This window comes from Marinomonas sp. CT5 (assembly GCF_018336975.1).
In the GTDB taxonomy this organism is placed as follows: Bacteria; Pseudomonadota; Gammaproteobacteria; order Pseudomonadales; family Marinomonadaceae; genus Marinomonas.
Map to the genome: position 1 here is coordinate 4,723,331 of NZ_CP025572.1, position 17,744 is coordinate 4,741,074.

A 17,744-nucleotide genomic window follows, 5' to 3' on the forward strand; every position below is an offset into this window, starting at 1 on the left:
CATGTTAACCACTCCAAAAGCAGATCAATTTTGGATGCCGGGCGAACACAGTCCACAGAGTGCGGTTTGGCTTGCTTGGCCAACGCGTCCAGATAATTGGCGCGATAACGGCTTGCCAGCACAAGCGGCTTTTGCGCACTTTATTGAGCGTCTAGCGGGTTACGTCACCGTAAAATTGGCGGTCTTGCCTGAATACGAAGCTCAAGCGCGAAGCATGTTACCGAGTGCTGTTGAGATTATTCCAATGGCTTATGATGATGCATGGATGCGCGACATAGGGCCAACCATGGTGATCAATGAGGCGGGCGAGAAGCGTGCCGTCAACTGGCAGTTTAATGCTTGGGGTGGTGAGCTAGATGGCTTGTACGATGATTGGTCGAATGACGAATTGGTCGCCAAGTTAGTTGCAGCCAATGAAGGCGTTGAATGTTATGACGCGCCTTTTATTTTGGAAGGTGGTTCTATTCACAGCGACGGTGAAGGCACGCTTTACACCACGGAAGAATGTTTGCTGCATCCTAGTCGTAACCCAGATTTAAGCCGAAAACAGATTGAGTCTTTGCTGAAAGACTTTTTATCCGTTGAAAAAATTATTTGGCTACCTTTGGGCGTGTTCAACGACGAAACCAATGGGCATATCGATAACATTTTACATGTTGTGCGGCCTGGGGAAGTTTTGCTCGCTGTGTGTGACGATGAAAATGATCCGCAATATGCCATTAGTCAGCAAGCGTTGAAAGTGCTGGAAGAGGCCCGCGATGCTCGCGGACGTAAGATCATTGTTCACGCTTTGCCTATACCTGGTCCTTTGTACATGACGGAAGAAGAGTCTTCAGGATTAGTGCAACCAGAACGTATGGAACGCGGCGCAAATGATCGTTTAGCTGGCTCTTACGCGAATTGCTTGATTTGTAACGGGGCGGTATTTTATCCGTTATTGGATGAAAAAAGGGATACACAAGCTCACGCTATTTTGCAGGCGGCGTTTCCTAAACACGAGATCATCGGCATCCCTGCTCGAGATATCTTACTCGGCGGCGGTAATCTTCACTGTATTACACAGCAAATACCAGCTTAATTTCTCTTTTTAATAGAGCGTGAATAAAAATGCCTAGCGACTCATATCGCTAGGCATTTTTTTATCATGGTATGAATCTGTGGGATTGCTCAGATTAATGTCCGGTTTTAATGTCCGTCCATAAACGCACCATTAAGCGCTCGATTTTTAACCCTCGTACTTTTTGGGCGAACAATTTCTTTTTCACCTCAGCGCTTGGGTAGATGCCTTCATTACTAGAAATATCTGGGTCTTGCAGTTCCATTGCATCCAAGTTGGGGTTGGCGTAGGCCACATAGTTGGAAATATCCGCGATGATTTCAGGACGTAATAAGAAATTAATAAATTGATAAGCGGCGGCTTTATTGTTGGCATCTTTTGGTATAGCTAGCATATCAAACCAGATTTGTGTGCCCTCTTTGGGAATGCTGTATTCGATATTGATACCATTACCGGCTTCAATTGCACGATCTTGTGCTTGAATCACATCGCCCGACCAACCAATGGCCACACAGATGTCGCCATTGGCCAAGGCGCTAATGTATTGCGAAGAATGGAATTGGCTAATATAAGGTCGTACACTTTTAAGCAATGTCACGGCTTCACTGTCTAAAGCATAGTCTTGTGGGTTGCGGCTGTTTGGGTTTTTGCCTAAATAATTGAGAGTTAGTGGGTACAGTTCATCTGGAGAGTCTAAAAACATAACACCACATTTTTGCAGTTTTTCCATGTTTTCTGGTTTAAATACCAAATCCCAGCTGTTTACTGGCGCATCGTCACCCAGTACTTCTTTGACTTTATCGACATTGTAGCCAATTCCTGTGGTACCCCATAAATAAGGTACGCCATATTGGTTACCTGGGTCGACGGCTTCAAGGAAAGACATGAGTTCTGGATCCAGGTGTTTAAGATTGGGCAACTTATCTTTATCCAGCTTACTAAATACTCCGGCTTTGATTTGACGGCCCATGAAGGACGCCGTCGGAACCACTAAATCATACCCTGAGTTGCCTGCCAGCAGTTTGGCTTCTAAAACTTCGTTGCTGTCAAAAACGTCTTGTATAACTTCTATTCCTGTTTTGGCTTCAAAGCGCTCTATTGTGTCTTCAGCCATGTAATCCGACCAGTTGAAAAATTTAAGTGTTTCGGCTACTGCGGGGGTCGCCATTACACCTAGAGCGCACGCCATGCCGGCAATGGGAAGTGCTTTGAGGATCTTACGATTCTTTTGTGTCATGATTTAGTTCCTTTAATGATGAAGTCATTAGAGCCACGCAAGGCTTTTTTATCCTTGTCGTGGCGGCGTAAAGCAGATTAACAATGGTTACACGTTCAACAATAGATGCTCTCGCTCCCACGAACTGATCACGCGGTTAAAAGTTTCGAACTCACTGCGTTTCACTCCCATGTAAGCGGCCACAAAATCTTTCCCTAAAATATCGCACAGTGGCTCACATTCTTCCAACAGGCGTAAGCCCTCTTCAAGTGTTCGAGCTATTTCTACATCTGGATATTCCGATGGTGTTACTTCTGCTTTGACCGGTTCTGTTGGTTGAAGCTTTTGTTTCATACCTAAGTAGCCACAGGCCAATGTCGCCGCAATAGCGAGATAGGGGTTACAGTCGGCTCCCGGAAAGCGGTTTTCTATTCGTGTTGCTTGAGGTGGTGCAAAAGGGATACGTAAACCTGCTGTGCGGTTATCAAATCCCCAGTTCATATTAATGGGAGCCGCCATTTCAGGTGAGAAGCGTCGATAGGAGTTGACGTTTGGCGCAAAGAAGGAGATCGCATTTGGTGTGTACTGTTGCAAGCCGCCTAAATAGTGGAAAAACAGATCGCTGGGTTGGCCATTATCATCAAAGACGTTTTTGCCTGTTTTGGTATCGACTAAGCTCTGATGGATATGCATGGAGCTACCAGGCTCGTTTTTCATCGGTTTTGCCATAAAGGTCGCATAAACACCATGTTTTAGGGCGGCTTCACGTAAGGTGCGCTTAAACACAAAGACCTGATCGGCCAGATCAAGCGGGTCACCGTGAATAAAGTTGATTTCCATTTGTGCGGCGCCGGATTCATGAATCAATGTGTCGACATCCAAATTTTGGGCTTCGCAATAGCTGTAAAGGGTATCTATGATGGTGTTGAATTCATTAACGGCATCAATACTGTAGGAACGACGCGAGGTTTCTCGTTTACCAGAACGACCCACTGCTGGCTTGAGTTCGTAGTCAGGGTCTGTGTTGGGGTGGATAAGATAGAACTCTACTTCGGGCGCAATGATTGGGCTTAGCCCTTCTTTTTCATAGAGGGATAAAATATTACGTAAGATGGTACGACTTGCTAATGGGTGCAAATTGCCATCTGTGGTGTAGCAATCATTAATCACCTGAGCGGTCGGTTCGTCCGCCCATGGCACCATGCGCAAGGTATTGGCGTCTGGTTTGAGGATCATGTCGCGATCACTGGAGTCGATAATGTCATAGTGATTATCGGCCCAATCACCGGTGACACTTTGAACGAGTACCGTTTCTGGGATTCGTCCAGTCTTCTCGGCAAGAAACTTAAAGGTAGGATAAAACTTACCTCGTGCATTCCCTGTTAGGTCTGCTAATGTCGACTCGACTTCCGTAATGCCATGCTCTTTTAAAAAAGATTCAAACTCTGTCATAACTCACCTTAACTTTGGCTACTTAACGAATATTTCTGATCAGTATACTTACATTGATTTGAATTATTGGGCCCTAGTTAGGAGGATGATACTTCACAACAACCCGAACAATGATTCGGTTTCAACATTATTTTAGTTTGATTTTTAAATCAACACCTTGTTTAAAAATAAGTTCAAATTACAATTGACACAAATATATAATCGATCAATCATTCGGTTATTGAGCTTTTTGACTATACAGGAGTGCCCATTGAGCAAACATGAATCGTCTTACTACGAGGCGACGGCGAACGCAGTAAAAAACCGTCCGCAGCTCGTTGGTGATCACAGTACAGATATTTGCATCATTGGTGGTGGGTTTACCGGAACCTCGGCCGCTTTGCACCTTGCCGAGGCCGGTTATAAGGTGACTTTGTTGGAAGCAAATCATATTGGTTGGGGGGCATCAGGACGTAATGGCGGTCAAATTTGTCAAGGTCATAACATGGGTCATGCGGATTTGGTTGCTAAGGTGGGAAAAGAGACGGCAGATTTACTCTGGCAAACCTCTGTCGATTCTGTAGAGATAGTCAAAGATCTGATTGCACAATACCAAATTGATTGTGATTTAACGTCGGGCGTATTGCATGTGGCCTCGAAGTCTCGTCATGCCGATGACATCAAACAAGCAGTAGAATATAAACGGCAACAGCTAAACTATGACAAGGTCGATTATCTTGATGCGAACGCGGTGGCGGCTAAATTGGGTACAGATCGTTACTTTGGCGGTGAATGGTATAAAGATGGAGCTCATATTCACCCTTTGAACTTTGTCTTGGGACTGGCTAACGCCGCTGAGTCTCATGGCGCGACACTTTATGAGCATTCAGAAGTTATTGAATATACAGATGGTAAAGAGCCTGAAGTAATTACCAATAAAGGTCGTGTCAAATGTCGCTATTTATTGTTTGCTTGTAATGGCTACTTGGGCAATTTGAATGGTCCTGCGGCGCGAAAAATCATGCCGATTAATAACTTTATTATTGCTACCGAACCTTTGCCAGATAAAGTGACAGAGCTTATCAATCCTGAGCGCTTGGCCGTTGCGGACTCTAAGTTTGTGGTCAACTATTATCGTTTATCCAGCGATGGCAGAATGTTATGGGGCGGTGGTGAAAACTATACCCCTTCTTTCCCGAAAGACATTGCCGGATTTGTTAAAAAGCACATGTTGGCGACTTACCCAGAGTTAGCCCAATACCACATTGATTACGCTTGGGGCGGCACGTTGGCGATTACACTTAATCGCATGCCACAGATTACGCGCCAACAAGAGAACATTTTTGTCGCACAAGGGTACTCCGGTCATGGTGTCGCGCTGGCGACTTATGCCGGAGCGATTTTTGCCAAAGCGGTACAAGGCTCACTAGAAGAAGTGGATGCATTTGAAAAATTGCCTTCACGTGATTTTCCTGGCGGTACATTACTGCGCTGGCCAGGCCTAGTGGCAGGTATGTTGTATTACTCTCTGTTGGATCGATTGCCCTAATGTAATGGATGAACTGGCATTGCCATGTCCAGTGTGAGGTGCCATGTGTATAATTTAAGCAACCAATTTTTCGAACTCTGTTAAAAGGAAGTCAACTTCGACCATGGCCACCCCTCCATCCCAAGTGAAAACCATGCAACCTGTTTCGCCGCGTAGTGAGCCAGTACAGTCGCGTTCAATTAAACGTGCAAAGCAAATCTTAGACGTGACCAGCGAACTTTTGGAAACAGTGGGATTAAATGATCTAAATACGGCGATTATTGCCAAAGAGGTGGGCATTTCGGTTGGGTCTTTGTACCACTATTTCCCGAATAAGCATGCTATTTTGTACGCGATGGGGAAGTCTTGGCTTGATAGTATTGAAGAGGTTCTTGCTGAGATTCAAGAGTGGCCGTTAGAAGCCATGACATTGACTGACTTTATTGATCAGGTGGTTGATATAAATCTGCGTACTTATCGCCAGCAACGCGCGGTTTTAGGGTTAGTACAAGCGATGTTTTCGGTACAGGAATTGCGCGAATTGGATGAACAACATGATGACATGGTGATCTCTCAAATGGCAAAGGTCTTTAAGCGGATTGGTCTGAAAAAGCATATTCGCGAGCGAGAGCGTATTGCGCGTTTGTATTTAGAAGTGACCCACAGTACCTATTTGGTCGTGGTGAACCAAAATGAGCGGCGTGCTTCGAGCACCTTGTTGGATCTCAAGCTGATGCTGACCAGTTTAATGGAGCGTCATATTAATGAGCCAACGTCCTGATGCAAGCCGCTTTTCGTTAGTTTTTTTCTCTGTCTAAGGCGTCCAAATGCGTTAAGAATAACGTGAAAATTTCGGATTGAGTTGAAGTATTCAACTTAGAATGGATATTTTTCCTATGTACCTTGACGGTGCCAGCACTGATATCCAGTTCATTGGCGATGGATTTGGAAGAATGCCCTTTTAGTAGTAGACCAAGAATTTCTTGTTCACGGGTGGTTAATACACCATGGGCAAAGCTTTTTAGGGCATATTTAAGTGGGCCTGAACTCGCCTCACGGTTTACGAATTCTCCTGATTGTGTAAGCCAAAATTGTTTGATTAAGGCTTCGATCATAGGAAAAACGTTTTTTAAATTATTCAATTCAGTACGACGAATTGAACCGACTGTTTTTTGCCTTCCTAGTGAAACTGCACAAGTTGTTGTTTTATCCAGTTCTATCAAAAGATTAATTTCATCAACCAAATCAAAGTTGCGGTAACAAGTTTGGTAGTACTCGGTTTCCTCAAACGAGTCTGGCGCCATGTCAATTAAGCGATAAACGCCAGGGGAAATACCTTGTTGTATGGCGTTAAAAAGAGGATCGAGTAAATACGCTTTATTGAGGTAGGTTCGTAAGCTGTGGCTTTGCTCGCTCGGGTTACTTGGGTGGATCAATAGTGGCTTCAGCGTTTTTTTGTAGGTCACTATGATGATGGTGTCAAAATAACACAAATTTTTAAGCACATCTTCTAATGCTGTTGGAAAGCTGGGCACACGAATATGGCTCGTTAAAGCTCCAAGGTCCTTCATTAGCTCGGGTAACGCCAACTGGCCCCTTAAAGCGTTTTTCTGCATCATTTTGGATCCTCTCTCATGCTTTACTCTCATATAAAGCGTCATTATGGTGCATAAAATCAACGTCTTTATAAATCGTGGCCGTTAAGTAGCAACTATTAGGCCACATTTTCCATTGCTGGAAGCAGTAAGCAAATCGACTTATTACTCGGTTTTGCTATTTGCCTTCAAGGTTAATATTCAGAGCAAAATATCGTCGACTTTTTAATTCTTTTTGTAGTAAAAATGCAGTCACCATCTGCAAATTTTCAGGCTTACGCTATTTAATTTAATTTTGATGAGTGCTTTGAAATCACGCTTAATCAACAAATATCAGTCACATAGCGATATGTGAAGGTAAGACTATCTCTTACTGCGTATAGTTAATATATAAATATGTTGAAATTTGCATATACCCAATCGGGGGTAGTTACTCGCAACATTTGCTCGGGTTAAGGTGATTTATATCAGAAGAATGTAACTTGAACCCTACCCTTAACATGAAAAAATCGAAACAAAGTTCGATTATTAATTGGATTCAAAATGACTTCTTCAGCAGTAAGACTCATTTCATAAGAGAATATTCTATGTCGGATATGTATAAAGGGAACAACGAATTTGATCTGTTCATTACAGACTTGAATGGTAATTTGCGTGGTAAGCGCATTCCCTCTAGCGGTTTAAAAAGCGTCATGACTCAAGGCGTAAAACTTCCTCAATCAGTGATTGGATTTGACCACTGGGGAGATGATGTTCTCGATAATGGCATGGTTTTCGAGACTGGCGATAGTGACGGTGTGTGCTTCCCTGTTCATCCTGAACCGATTCCTGTGCCTTGGGCTGAGTCGGCTCGCGATCAAATCTTAGCGATGATGTACAACGCGGATGGAACGCCATTTTATCCTGATCCTCGTCAGATCTTGACCCGTATTGTTAAGCGTTTCAAAGACCTTGGTTACACGCCTGTCGTCGCAACGGAACTAGAATTTTACTTATTAGACGGCCAAGCAGAAGCTAAACGTCAGCCTTCTCCACCTATCATCGTAGAAGGTAATGGCGTACGTCTAAACAAAACCGATTGTTATTCCATCGAAGAAATGGATGGCCTAGAAGGCTTTTTTGCTGAAGTTCGTCGAGCCTGTGAAATCCAAGGTATTCCTGCTGACACGATTATCTCAGAATTGGGTCCTGGTCAGTTTGAAATCAATATGAAACACACCAATGACGCGGTTCAAGCGGCGGATCATGCGGTGATGTTTAAACGTTTAGTGAAAGGCGTGGCGCGTCATCATGATTTCGGTGCGACCTTTATGGCGAAGCCTTATGCGGAAAAAAGTGGTAATGGCTTCCATGTGCATTTCAGCTTGCTAGATGAACAAGGCAACAACGTATTTGATAATGGTACAGACGAAGGCTCTGGCTTACTGCAACAGGCGGTCGCTGGTGTGTTGAACCATATGTCTGGCTCTATGTTGGTCTTTGCTCCACACATGAACTCTTACCGTCGCTTCCAAAACGGCGCTCATGCTCCCACTTTTGCTAGCTGGGGCTATGAAAATCGTACTGTCGCGGTTCGTATTCCGGAAAGTGAGCCAGTGGCTCGCCGTATTGAACACCGAGTGGCGGGAGCGGATGCTAATCCATATTTGGTACTGGCTGCTGTGTTAGGTGCTGCATTGCATGGCATTGAAGCGAAATTGTCACCACCTCAACCCATTGAAGGTGATGCTTATGCAATGTCTGAGCGCTTTGAACCTCTGCCTAATCGATGGGAGCTTGCGTCCGAATCTTTTGCTGATAGTGTTTTCTTGCGTGATTATTTAGGTGAAGAGTTTGTACGTGTTTATGGCGCAGCAAAAGAACAAGAGCAGCAAAAAATATACAGCCGTATTTCGAATGTTGAATACGAAGCTTATTTATAGTTACAGATAGCTTAGTCGCTTGAGTAAAAGAGCAAAATAAGAAAGCCCGTTAGAGGCTTTGGAAATAATGAAGAAACCACAACTGGAACCGGTCAATGAAAATTGACTGATAATTGGAGAATCTACATGAAGCGCAATATATTGAGTTTATTGGTTGTTGGCACGGCGTCGACTTTTGCTGTAAGCAGCTACGCAGAAGAAGTTGTCAATGTTTACAATTTTTCAGACTACATGGCGCCAGGCGCGTTAGAGCAATTTACCAAAGAAACGGGCATTAAGGTAAATTACGATGTGTACGACAGCAATGAAGTATTGGAAGCTAAATTGATGGCGGGTGGCTCTGGCTACGATATTGTGGTTCCGTCAAACTCCTTCTTTGAACGACAAGTAAAAGCTGGTGTTTATCAAACCATTGATAAGAGTAAGCTGAGCAATTACGGCAACCTAGATCAAGCTGTGGCCAAGACTTTAGAAAAGCAAGATCCAGGCAATGCGCATCATATTCCTTATGCTTGGGGAACCATTGGCATAGGTTACAATACGAAAATGGTTGAAGAGCGCCTAGGAACCAAAGACATTACCTCTTGGGACGTTGTATTTGACCCAACCATCGCGGCTAAGCTAGCGGATTGTGGTATCACCATTTTGGATTCTCCGGCAGAAATCATGTCCGTGGTGAACAACTATCGTAAAGTAGATCCGAACTCTGAAGACAAAGGTGAGTTAGAAAAGTCAGCCAAGATTCTATCTGATACTCGAGATAATATTCGTTATTTCCATTCAAGCAAGTATATTTCTGAATTGGCGAACGGCGATGTGTGTGTGACCATTGGTTATAATGGTGATGTGTTACAGGCAAAAAGTCGTGCAGAAGAAGCGGGTCAAGGTGTCGACATTAATTTTGTGAACCCTAAAGAAGGTACTTTAGGTTGGTTCGATTTGATGGCGATTCCTGCTGATGCGCCTCACCCTGAGGCGGCACTTAAGTACATTAACTTTATTCTTAAGAAAGACATCGCGGCGGCTATTTCAAATTACGTATTCTTTGCAGTGCCTAATACGGCTGCTGAGCCTTTGTTAGATAAAGAAGTGGCTGAAAACCCTGCTGTGTATCCAACGCAAGAAGACAAGAAAACACTGTTTGTGCAAACCGCCCATACAGCACGTTTTGACCGCTTGCTAACGCGTGCTTGGACAAATATTAAGACAGGCCGATAATCCGCCTTCTGTATGTGGGCGATGCTGCTACTATCTTAGCATCGCCCTTTTCCACTATTATCTGACAGGTTTGTGATATGTCCGTGTCTTCTCCTTCTCCTATACTAACATCTCAAACGATGCCTGCTTGGCGTCAAAAAGACGCTGAACCTTTTGTTCGCATTGAGCAAATCAATAAAACGTTTGGCGATTTTACCGCTGTGAATAACGTTTCTCTGGATATTTATAAAAACGAATTATTTTGCCTATTGGGTGGGTCGGGTTCTGGTAAAAGTACCCTGCTACGAATGTTGGCAGGCTTTGAGTCCCCTACTTCCGGTCGCATCATTATTGATGGTGTTGACATGTCGGACGTTCCGCCATGGGAACGCCCTGTGAACATGATGTTCCAGTCTTATGCCTTGTTCCCTCATTTGACGGTTGAAGCCAATGTGGCGTTTGGCCTAAAGCGTGAAGGAGTATCCAGCAGTGAAGTAAAAAAACGTGTGGCTGAAATTCTTGAGATGGTCAAGTTAGGTCATCTTGCGCGTCGCAAACCACATATGTTGTCTGGCGGACAGCGTCAACGTGTGGCCTTGGCTCGCTCTTTGGTTAAACGCCCTAAATTATTGCTGTTGGATGAGCCATTAGGCGCCCTAGATAAAAAATTGCGCGAAGAAACACAGTTTGAACTGATGCGTTTGCAAGAAGAGCTAGGCATTACCTTTGTCGTCGTGACTCACGACCAAGAAGAAGCCATGACATTGGCAACGCGCATTGGTGTTATGAATGACGGCGTGATCGTCCAAACTGCCGAACCTCATGAAGTGTATGAGTATCCTAGCAACCGTTATGTTGCGGAATTTATTGGTAATGTGAACCTGTTTAAAGGGTCTGTGGTGTCCGATGAACGAGACAGTGCGGCGATTCAGTGTGATGACACCAATGGTTTGATTTTCTTGGATCACGGTATCAGTTGTGCACCTAATCAAGTTGTAAATGTGGCGATTCGCCCTGAAAAAATACGCATTACCCGTGAGGCTGTCGTTGAGCAAAACAATACCGCGGAAGGGGTTATCACTGAAGTGGCGTACATGGGGAGTCAATCTATCTACAAGGTGCGTTTGCTGTCTGGTAAAGAAGTACGTGTCACTCAACCCAATACTCAACGAGACACTGGTGAGCGCCTAACATGGGATGATCAGGTGTATTTATCTTGGGATGCCGATAGCAGCGTGGTACTCACATCATGATGAACGCACCCTCCAATACAACAAGTCCGACGCTATGGCAGCGTTTACAAAATATTCGTCTAGGGCGCTGGTTTGTTATTTTAATCCCTATGTTGTGGCTGGCGGCGTTCTTTTTTATCCCTTTTTTGGTGGTGTTTAAAATCTCGCTATCCGAGGCCATGATTTCGGTGCCACCCTATTCGCCATTATTGGAATGGGATCCAAGTAACGCTTACGCTACGTTGAAAGTGACCTTTGGCAACTATCTTTTTTTGTTTGAATCGCGTTTTTATCTGGATGCGTATTTAAGCTCTTTGCGCATTGCCGCGGTGTCGACTTTTTTCACCTTAATCATTGGTTTTCCGATTGCTTATTTCATTGCGCGCAGTGGACCAACGGCTCGTACAGTATTGTTGTCACTGGTTATTTTGCCTTTTTGGACCTCCTTTCTATTGCGTGTTTACGCGTGGATGTCTTTGCTGAAGAAGAATGGTTTGGTCAATGACACATTGATGTCTTTAGGTTTGATCGATCAACCGCTGCAAATCTTACAAACGGATGTGGCGGTGTATATCGGTATTGTTTACACCTACTTGCCCTTTATGATTTTGCCTTTGTATACCACATTAGAAAAAATGGACATGAGCTTGATTGAGGCGGCGAAAGATCTGGGTGCGAAACCTTGGCGAGCCTTTTGTTTGGTGACTTTACCTTTGGCCAAGCCTGGTATAATCGCGGGCTGTCTGTTGGTGTTTATTCCTGCAGTTGGGGAGTTTGTTATTCCTGCTTTGTTAGGTGGCTCAGATACCTTGATGATTGGTCGTGTGTTGTGGGACGAGTTTTTCCTAAATCGAGATTGGCCGCTGGCGTCGGCGGTTGCCATTGTGATGCTGATCGTTCTGGTTGGTCCTATTATGTTCATGCGTAATGGCAATAAGGAGGCGATGTAATGAAAAATCATTCTTTAGCGCTTAAGTTAAGTGCTGGTTTCGGCTTCTTATTTTTATACGCACCGATTGTAGCTCTGATTGTTTACAGTTTTAACGAATCCAAGCTGGTGACCGTTTGGGGAGGCTGGTCTTTAAAATGGTATGTTGAGTTGTTCCAAAATGATCAGATCATGGATGCCGCTTGGATTAGTTTAAAAATTGCCTTTATCAGTGCCTCTTTGGCGGCTGTACTCGGTACTTTGGCTGGGTTTGTGTTAAGTCGTATGACGAAGTTTCGTGGCAAAACCATGATGGCTGGTTGGGTTACAGCGCCTTTGGTGATGCCTGAAGTCATCACCGGTTTGTCGCTATTACTGTTGTTTGTCGCTATGGAAAGTATGTTTGGTTGGCCTGCAGGACGAGGCATGACGACAATTATTATTGCGCACACAACCTTTTGTTTAGCTTATGTGGCTGTGGTGGTGCAATCACGTTTGTCATCTATGGATGAGACGTTAGAAGAAGCGGCGATGGATCTTGGTGCTAAGCCAGTTTCCTTGTTTTTCTTAATTACGTTGCCGTTGATTGCGCCTGCTATCTTGTCTGGCTGGTTATTGTCATTTACCTTATCACTTGATGATTTGGTCATCGCGAGTTTCGTCTCAGGTCCGGGTAACTCGACCTTGCCAATGGTGATTTTCTCGAAAGTTCGTTTGGGTGTGACGCCAGAAATCAACGCCCTCGCGACCCTAATGATATTAGTGGTTTCCATTGCAGTGATTGCGGCGATTTTTATTATGCGCCGTCAAAATCGATTCCAAAATCCATAAGCGTTATGCCACTGAGGTAAGTGATTAATGAAGATAGGAATTCTCGCAGCAGGCATTACGCCTGATGTGTTACGCGATAAGTATCCGACTTACGCCGAAATGTTTGCTCAACAAATAGCGGCATTAGAATCGGACTTATCATTTGAAATATTTGATGTTCGTTTAGATGAGTTCCCTGAAAGCACTGCTTCTTGTGATGCTTGGCTGATTACAGGGTCAAAGTCGGATGCCTATGGCGATGATCCGTGGATCATTCGTTTGTGTGAGTTTATTCGTGAAGTCGATGCCAGAGGCCAAGTGTTGGTGGGGATTTGCTTTGGCCACCAGGTGATTGCACGTGCCCTGGGTGGTCGGGTTGCTAAATTTGATGGTGGCTGGGGAGTTGGGGTGCATCATTATCAAATCGTTGATAATGTCACCACACCACTGGACTTTAAGGACATTGCGTTTTGTGCTTTCCATCAAGATCAAGTACTGGAAAAGCCTGAGAAAATGACCAGTTTTTTGAGCAGTGATTTTTGCCAACATGCAGGGTTAATTTATAAAGATCGCATTTTGACGTTTCAAGGCCATCCAGAGTTCTCTAAGGACTATGAAATGGAATTGATCGACCTTTATGATGGTGTGACACTGACTCCTGAAGTTGCACAGAAAGCTCGTCAAAGCGTCAAAAATGAAGGTATACAGAATCAGGCCTTGATGGCTTGGATTGGTAAATTCTTACAAGGCTAGTGCGCTTTGCTTAACCTATCTATCCTAAGCATCTTTTGGCAGATATATTCTGTCAAAAGATGCTTAGGAAGTCTTTCCAAGTGGTTTCTTGTTGCAGCGACTCTCTTTTCTCTCTTCCCTTTATTCACTTTCTCCTTCGTAAAGTAAAGTTACCGAATAGCTATTTCAAATGCTTGCTTACATAGGCAGCAGATATTTTGCTATGGGTGTCTATTAATTAATCAGGTTGCATGATTAAATCCAAACTCTCTTTATACCATTCAAGATACGATTAAAAATGGATGTTACTTGATGAAGGAATTAACTCGAACTGCGCTCTATTGCGCCATGTTTATTGCTGTTGGTGCGGTCGCAGGTGTACTCGGCCCGAGCTTGATTTATTTGGCCGATTTGATTGATGCCTCTGTAGCGGAAATTTCCATTGTGTTTAGTGCAAGAGCCATTGGTAATATTTTAGGGGCTTTGCTAGCGGGCCGCATGTTTGATCGTTGGCAGGGCCATCATTATTTGATCCTTATGCTGTTGCTGATGATTGTCGGTTTGCTGTTGGTGCCCTTTTCAACCAGCTTATGGATGCTGGTGGTGTTGTTCTTTTTATTGGGTGGGACGGAAGTCTCAGCTAATGCGGGTGGCAACATGATGATGCTGTGGTTGCATAAAGAGAAAGTCGGCTCTTTTGTGACCATTTTGCATTTATGCCATAGCGCGGGCGCTATGTTAGCGCCTTTGATTTTGGTGTTTGCTCAATGGGCGACAGGACAAACTTATGGTGCGGGTTATTGGATGATCGCCTTGTATACTTTGCTATTGCCTGTATTTCTATGGAAGCAAGTAAGTCCAACCTTTGAAGTAAGGGCCAACGAATTACTGCCTGCATCAAAACAAAACACGACTTTTATTGCGTTTTTAACGGTCATTTTTCTGTACGTGGGCTTTGAAATTACCATTGCGGGTTGGATCAGTACCTATGCCGTTTTGTCAGGTGAGGATCAAAACACGGCGGCTATTTTGGTGACATGGTTCTTTGTGAGTTTGTCTTTGGGGCGTTTATTCTCCGTGCTTCTCTTGCGGTTTATTACGCCTCAACAAGGGATTTATAGTTTGCTTTTGGTCAGTTTCAGCGGAACTCTGATGTTGATCTTTTCTGATGTGTCTTTGGTATTTATCTCGTTGTGGCTAGGTTTAGGGTGTTCGGCATTTTTTCCTATGTTGTTTTCTTATGCCAACAGTATTATGGCGCTCAATGGTAAGCGTACGGGTTATGTATTCGTGTGCTGTGGATTAGGTGCCTTGGTTGCACCGTCTTTAACTGGGCCAATTATAGAAGCGTTTAGCGCCGACGCATTTCCCTATCTTCTGTTGGTCTTGGTGCTATTGGTGGCACTGAGTTGGCAAAGACTGGCGTCAATGACACGGTCTCACTAGTCCGTATTAATACATCAGCCAGTAAGTGAGTGTTCGCTTACTGGCTGATGTATCGTAATCCCCTATTTTGATCAACTGTATTTATGCAATGTCGCAATAGTGAATGCCGCAAGGTCAGTATAAACGTTGAATGGGAAGTCTATCTCTTTGTACTGCGTTTCACGGCCATTTCCCGTCAAAACTAATACTGGTGAGCAACCACGAAAATTGCCTGCCTGAAGGTCTCTCAGAGAGTCTCCGACCATAATAGCTGGGTAGTTTTGAAAGGATAAACCTAGTTCAGCCTCGATGGCTTCAATCATGCCGCTTTTGGGTTTGCGACAACGGCAGTTATCATCTGGACCGTGTGGGCAATATTGAATGCCGTGTATTGTGCCACCTTCTGCTTCGACTAAGGCGATCATTTTATCGTGCATGGCTTGCAAGGTGGTTTCATCGTAATAGCCACGAGCAATACCGGATTGATTAGTCACGACATAGACTTTGAAGCCTGCTTGAGACAAAGCCGCAATGGATTTAATACTGCCCGGGATGGGCTGCCATTCATCGACAGATTTTACATAAGCGTCTGAGTCTTGGTTAATGACGCCGTCTCGATCTAATAAAATAATGGGTTTAAGTTGCGTCATAGCACATACCTTTTTTAAACGAGTTGAATTGTTTGATTTATTGTCGTCATTTGATGTTTGGGTTATTTGCTTTCCCCAATGTCTGCAAAAGTCGCATTGTGACAGGCAAGACTCAGATCATTTGGTGATAAGCCGATATCCAGTCCTCGCTGTCCACCACTGACATAGATCTTTTCAAAGGTTTGGGCACTTTGATCGATGCAAGTGACAAGGCGTTTCTTTTGTCCTATTGGACTGATACCACCGACCAAATAGCCGGTAAGACGTTCGGCATCCTTCACTTCGGCCATGCGTAATTTTTTGACGCCTAAAGCACTGGCCGCACGTTTTAAATTTAACGTGCCTGTGACGGGGACAATAGTGACATAAGTATTTTTATCGTCTGTCACTAGCAGCGTCTTGAATACACTCGCTGGATCGAGGTTTAGTTTTTCTGCTGCTTCTTCGCCAAAGTTCACACACTGTGGATCGTGTTCGTACTCATGAGTACTAAAGGCAATCTTTAATTTCTTAAGCTGGTTGATGGCGGGTGTCACAATGCGAATCCTTCTATTGTCTAACGTTTTCTATTTTTGCCAGAACATGGGAGTAAATAATACCAGCAAGGTAAAGACTTCCAAACGACCTAACAACATAGAAAAACACAGCATCCATTTGGCGGGATCACTGATACTGGTAAAACTAGCGGATACATCACCCAAACCAGGTCCAAGATTGTTTAAGGTAGCGGCAACCGCTGACCACGCCGTCACCTGATCCAGACCGGTTGCCATTAAACCAATCATCAAGATGATATAAACCAACAAGTAGGCAGAAAAGAATCCCCATACCGCAGACACGACTCTTTCGTTGATGGCTTTGCCGCCAACTTTAACGGGTATAACGGCATTAGGGTGGATCAAACGTTTAATTTCTCGCATGCCTTGTTTGAGAATTAAAAGAATACGAATTACCTTCATACCACCACCGGTTGAACTGGCACAGCCGCCAACAAATGAGGTAACGATTAATAAGAAAGGTAAAAAGTGCGGCCAGCTGGCAAAGTCTGATGTGCCAAAACCGGACGTTGTCGCGATGGAGACACTTTCAAAGACGGCATAGCGAATTGAAGTACTCCAATCGTAAGTGGATGTCATAGCCAGTACGAGTGTCGCTAAGATTACGGTGCTGGATAGGATGAATAAAAAGAATCGCGCTTCAGGATCTTTAAAGTAATGCCAGACGCTTTTGTGGCGCCAGGCATAGAAATGCAGAGCAAAGTTAAAAGCGGAGACGACCATGAAGAAGGTACAAATCATTTCAATCGCCACACTATTGAAGTAGCCGATGCTGTCATCATGAGTGGAGAAACCACCGATTGCTACCGTTGAGAAGCTATGACAAATGGCATCGAATAAGCTCATGCCAGCAATCCAATACCCTAAGGCACACACACTGGTTAGGCTTGCATAAATATACCAAAGTGCTTTTGCCGTTTCGGCTATTCGAGGAGTCAGCTTGGTGTCTTTCACCGGGCCAGGCGTCTCCGCGCGATACAACTGCATACCACCGATCCCTAACATCGGCATAATGGCTACGGCCAATACGATGATACCCATGCCCCCTAACCATGTGAGTAGCTGGCGATAGAATAAAATCGACTGAGGCAAAACATCAATGCCAGTGAGTATCGTAGCCCCTGTGGTGGTGAGTCCGGAAATGGACTCAAACAGCGCATCGGTAAAGGTCAAATCAGGGGTTTCAGCTAAGAAGAATGGCACTGAACCGAACAGGCCTAGTACCGTCCAGAACAACACGGTGACTAAGAAACCATCGCGAATTTTTAATTCGCCACGTTCTTTGCGAACCGGGAACCAGAGAAGAAAACCACCGATTAAATTTACGGCCAATGCATAAAGGAATGCATTCAGCGCACCATCAGAATAAATCAAAGAAACGATAATGGGTGGAATCAGCGAGACACTGAACACCATAACCAATAATCCGATGACACGTAAAATAACACTAAAATGCATACTTGT

The 17,744-nt window shown here is 44.3% G+C and carries 16 protein-coding genes; 10 read left to right on the forward strand and 6 right to left on the reverse strand.

The window, feature by feature from the left end:
• Nucleotide 1: 1 nt before the first annotated feature.
• A complete protein-coding gene (gene aguA / locus C0J08_RS22410; RefSeq protein WP_212654066.1) occupies nt 2-1,078 on the forward strand; it encodes an agmatine deiminase in 1,077 nt (358 codons plus the stop codon).
• A 94-nt stretch (nt 1,079-1,172) separates the two neighbouring features.
• Here the strand turns inward: aguA and C0J08_RS22415 are convergent, their stop codons facing one another.
• Both C0J08_RS22415 and C0J08_RS22420 read right to left on the reverse strand, forming a co-directional pair.
• Nucleotides 1,173-2,294, reverse strand: coding sequence for an extracellular solute-binding protein (locus C0J08_RS22415; protein WP_212654067.1), 1,122 nt, complete (start codon nt 2,292-2,294; stop codon nt 1,173-1,175).
• 87 nt (nt 2,295-2,381) lie between these two features.
• Entirely contained in the window at nt 2,382-3,725 is a 1,344-nt protein-coding gene (locus tag C0J08_RS22420) for a glutamine synthetase family protein (protein ID WP_212654068.1), read from the reverse strand.
• A gap of 250 nt (nt 3,726-3,975) precedes the next feature.
• Here C0J08_RS22420 and C0J08_RS22425 point away from each other — a divergent pair, with 250 nt between their 5' ends.
• Both C0J08_RS22425 and C0J08_RS22430 read left to right on the forward strand, forming a co-directional pair.
• Nucleotides 3,976-5,253: an NAD(P)/FAD-dependent oxidoreductase gene (locus C0J08_RS22425; protein WP_212654069.1), complete on the forward strand. Its 1,278-nt coding sequence runs from the start codon at nt 3,976-3,978 to the stop codon at nt 5,251-5,253.
• 133 nt (nt 5,254-5,386) lie between these two features.
• Nucleotides 5,387-6,013 carry a TetR/AcrR family transcriptional regulator gene (locus C0J08_RS22430; protein ID WP_249344437.1) on the forward strand — a complete coding sequence of 209 codons (627 nt, stop codon included), beginning with the start codon at nt 5,387-5,389 and terminating at the stop codon, nt 6,011-6,013.
• 16 nt (nt 6,014-6,029) lie between these two features.
• Here the strand turns inward: C0J08_RS22430 and C0J08_RS22435 are convergent, their stop codons facing one another.
• Nucleotides 6,030-6,851 carry a helix-turn-helix domain-containing protein gene (locus C0J08_RS22435; protein ID WP_212654071.1) on the reverse strand — a complete coding sequence of 274 codons (822 nt, stop codon included), beginning with the start codon at nt 6,849-6,851 and terminating at the stop codon, nt 6,030-6,032.
• Between the two features lie 563 nt (nt 6,852-7,414).
• Here C0J08_RS22435 and C0J08_RS22440 point away from each other — a divergent pair.
• The 7 genes from C0J08_RS22440 (at nt 7,415) to C0J08_RS22470 (ending at nt 15,094) form a co-directional block, all read left to right on the forward strand.
• Entirely contained in the window at nt 7,415-8,749 is a 1,335-nt protein-coding gene (locus tag C0J08_RS22440) for a glutamine synthetase family protein (protein ID WP_212654072.1), read from the forward strand.
• A 126-nt stretch (nt 8,750-8,875) separates the two neighbouring features.
• A complete protein-coding gene (locus tag C0J08_RS22445) occupies nt 8,876-9,967 on the forward strand; it encodes a polyamine ABC transporter substrate-binding protein (protein WP_212654073.1) in 1,092 nt (363 codons plus the stop codon).
• Between the two features lie 77 nt (nt 9,968-10,044).
• The gene (locus C0J08_RS22450) at nt 10,045-11,199 is read left to right on the forward strand and encodes an ABC transporter ATP-binding protein (RefSeq protein ID WP_212654074.1); all 1,155 of its coding nucleotides are present in this window, start codon (nt 10,045-10,047) and stop codon (nt 11,197-11,199) included.
• Complete coding sequence (locus C0J08_RS22455; protein WP_502711623.1) at nt 11,196-12,128, forward strand: ABC transporter permease subunit; 933 nt, start codon at nt 11,196-11,198, stop codon at nt 12,126-12,128. Before C0J08_RS22450 ends, C0J08_RS22455 begins: the two co-directional genes overlap by 4 nt.
• Nucleotides 12,128-12,937 (forward strand): ABC transporter permease subunit, encoded by an 810-nt coding sequence (locus C0J08_RS22460; RefSeq protein WP_212654075.1) that lies wholly within the window; start codon nt 12,128-12,130, stop codon nt 12,935-12,937. Before C0J08_RS22455 ends, C0J08_RS22460 begins: the two co-directional genes overlap by 1 nt.
• Before the next feature lie 27 nt (nt 12,938-12,964).
• Nucleotides 12,965-13,669 (forward strand): glutamine amidotransferase-related protein, encoded by a 705-nt coding sequence (locus C0J08_RS22465; protein WP_212654076.1) that lies wholly within the window; start codon nt 12,965-12,967, stop codon nt 13,667-13,669.
• Between the two features lie 291 nt (nt 13,670-13,960).
• Nucleotides 13,961-15,094, forward strand: coding sequence for an MFS transporter (locus C0J08_RS22470; protein ID WP_212654077.1), 1,134 nt, complete (start codon nt 13,961-13,963; stop codon nt 15,092-15,094).
• A gap of 71 nt (nt 15,095-15,165) precedes the next feature.
• Here the strand turns inward: C0J08_RS22470 and gmhB are convergent, their stop codons facing one another.
• The 3 genes from gmhB to C0J08_RS22485 form a co-directional block, all read right to left on the reverse strand.
• The gene (gene gmhB / locus C0J08_RS22475) at nt 15,166-15,723 is read right to left on the reverse strand and encodes a D-glycero-beta-D-manno-heptose 1,7-bisphosphate 7-phosphatase (protein WP_212654078.1); all 558 of its coding nucleotides are present in this window, start codon (nt 15,721-15,723) and stop codon (nt 15,166-15,168) included.
• A 62-nt stretch (nt 15,724-15,785) separates the two neighbouring features.
• Entirely contained in the window at nt 15,786-16,259 is a 474-nt protein-coding gene (gene ybaK / locus C0J08_RS22480; RefSeq protein WP_212654079.1) for a Cys-tRNA(Pro) deacylase, read from the reverse strand.
• Nucleotides 16,260-16,289: 30 nt separating this feature from the next.
• Complete coding sequence (locus C0J08_RS22485) at nt 16,290-17,738, reverse strand: TrkH family potassium uptake protein (protein ID WP_212654080.1); 1,449 nt, start codon at nt 17,736-17,738, stop codon at nt 16,290-16,292.
• Between the last annotated feature and the right edge of the window lie 6 nt (nt 17,739-17,744).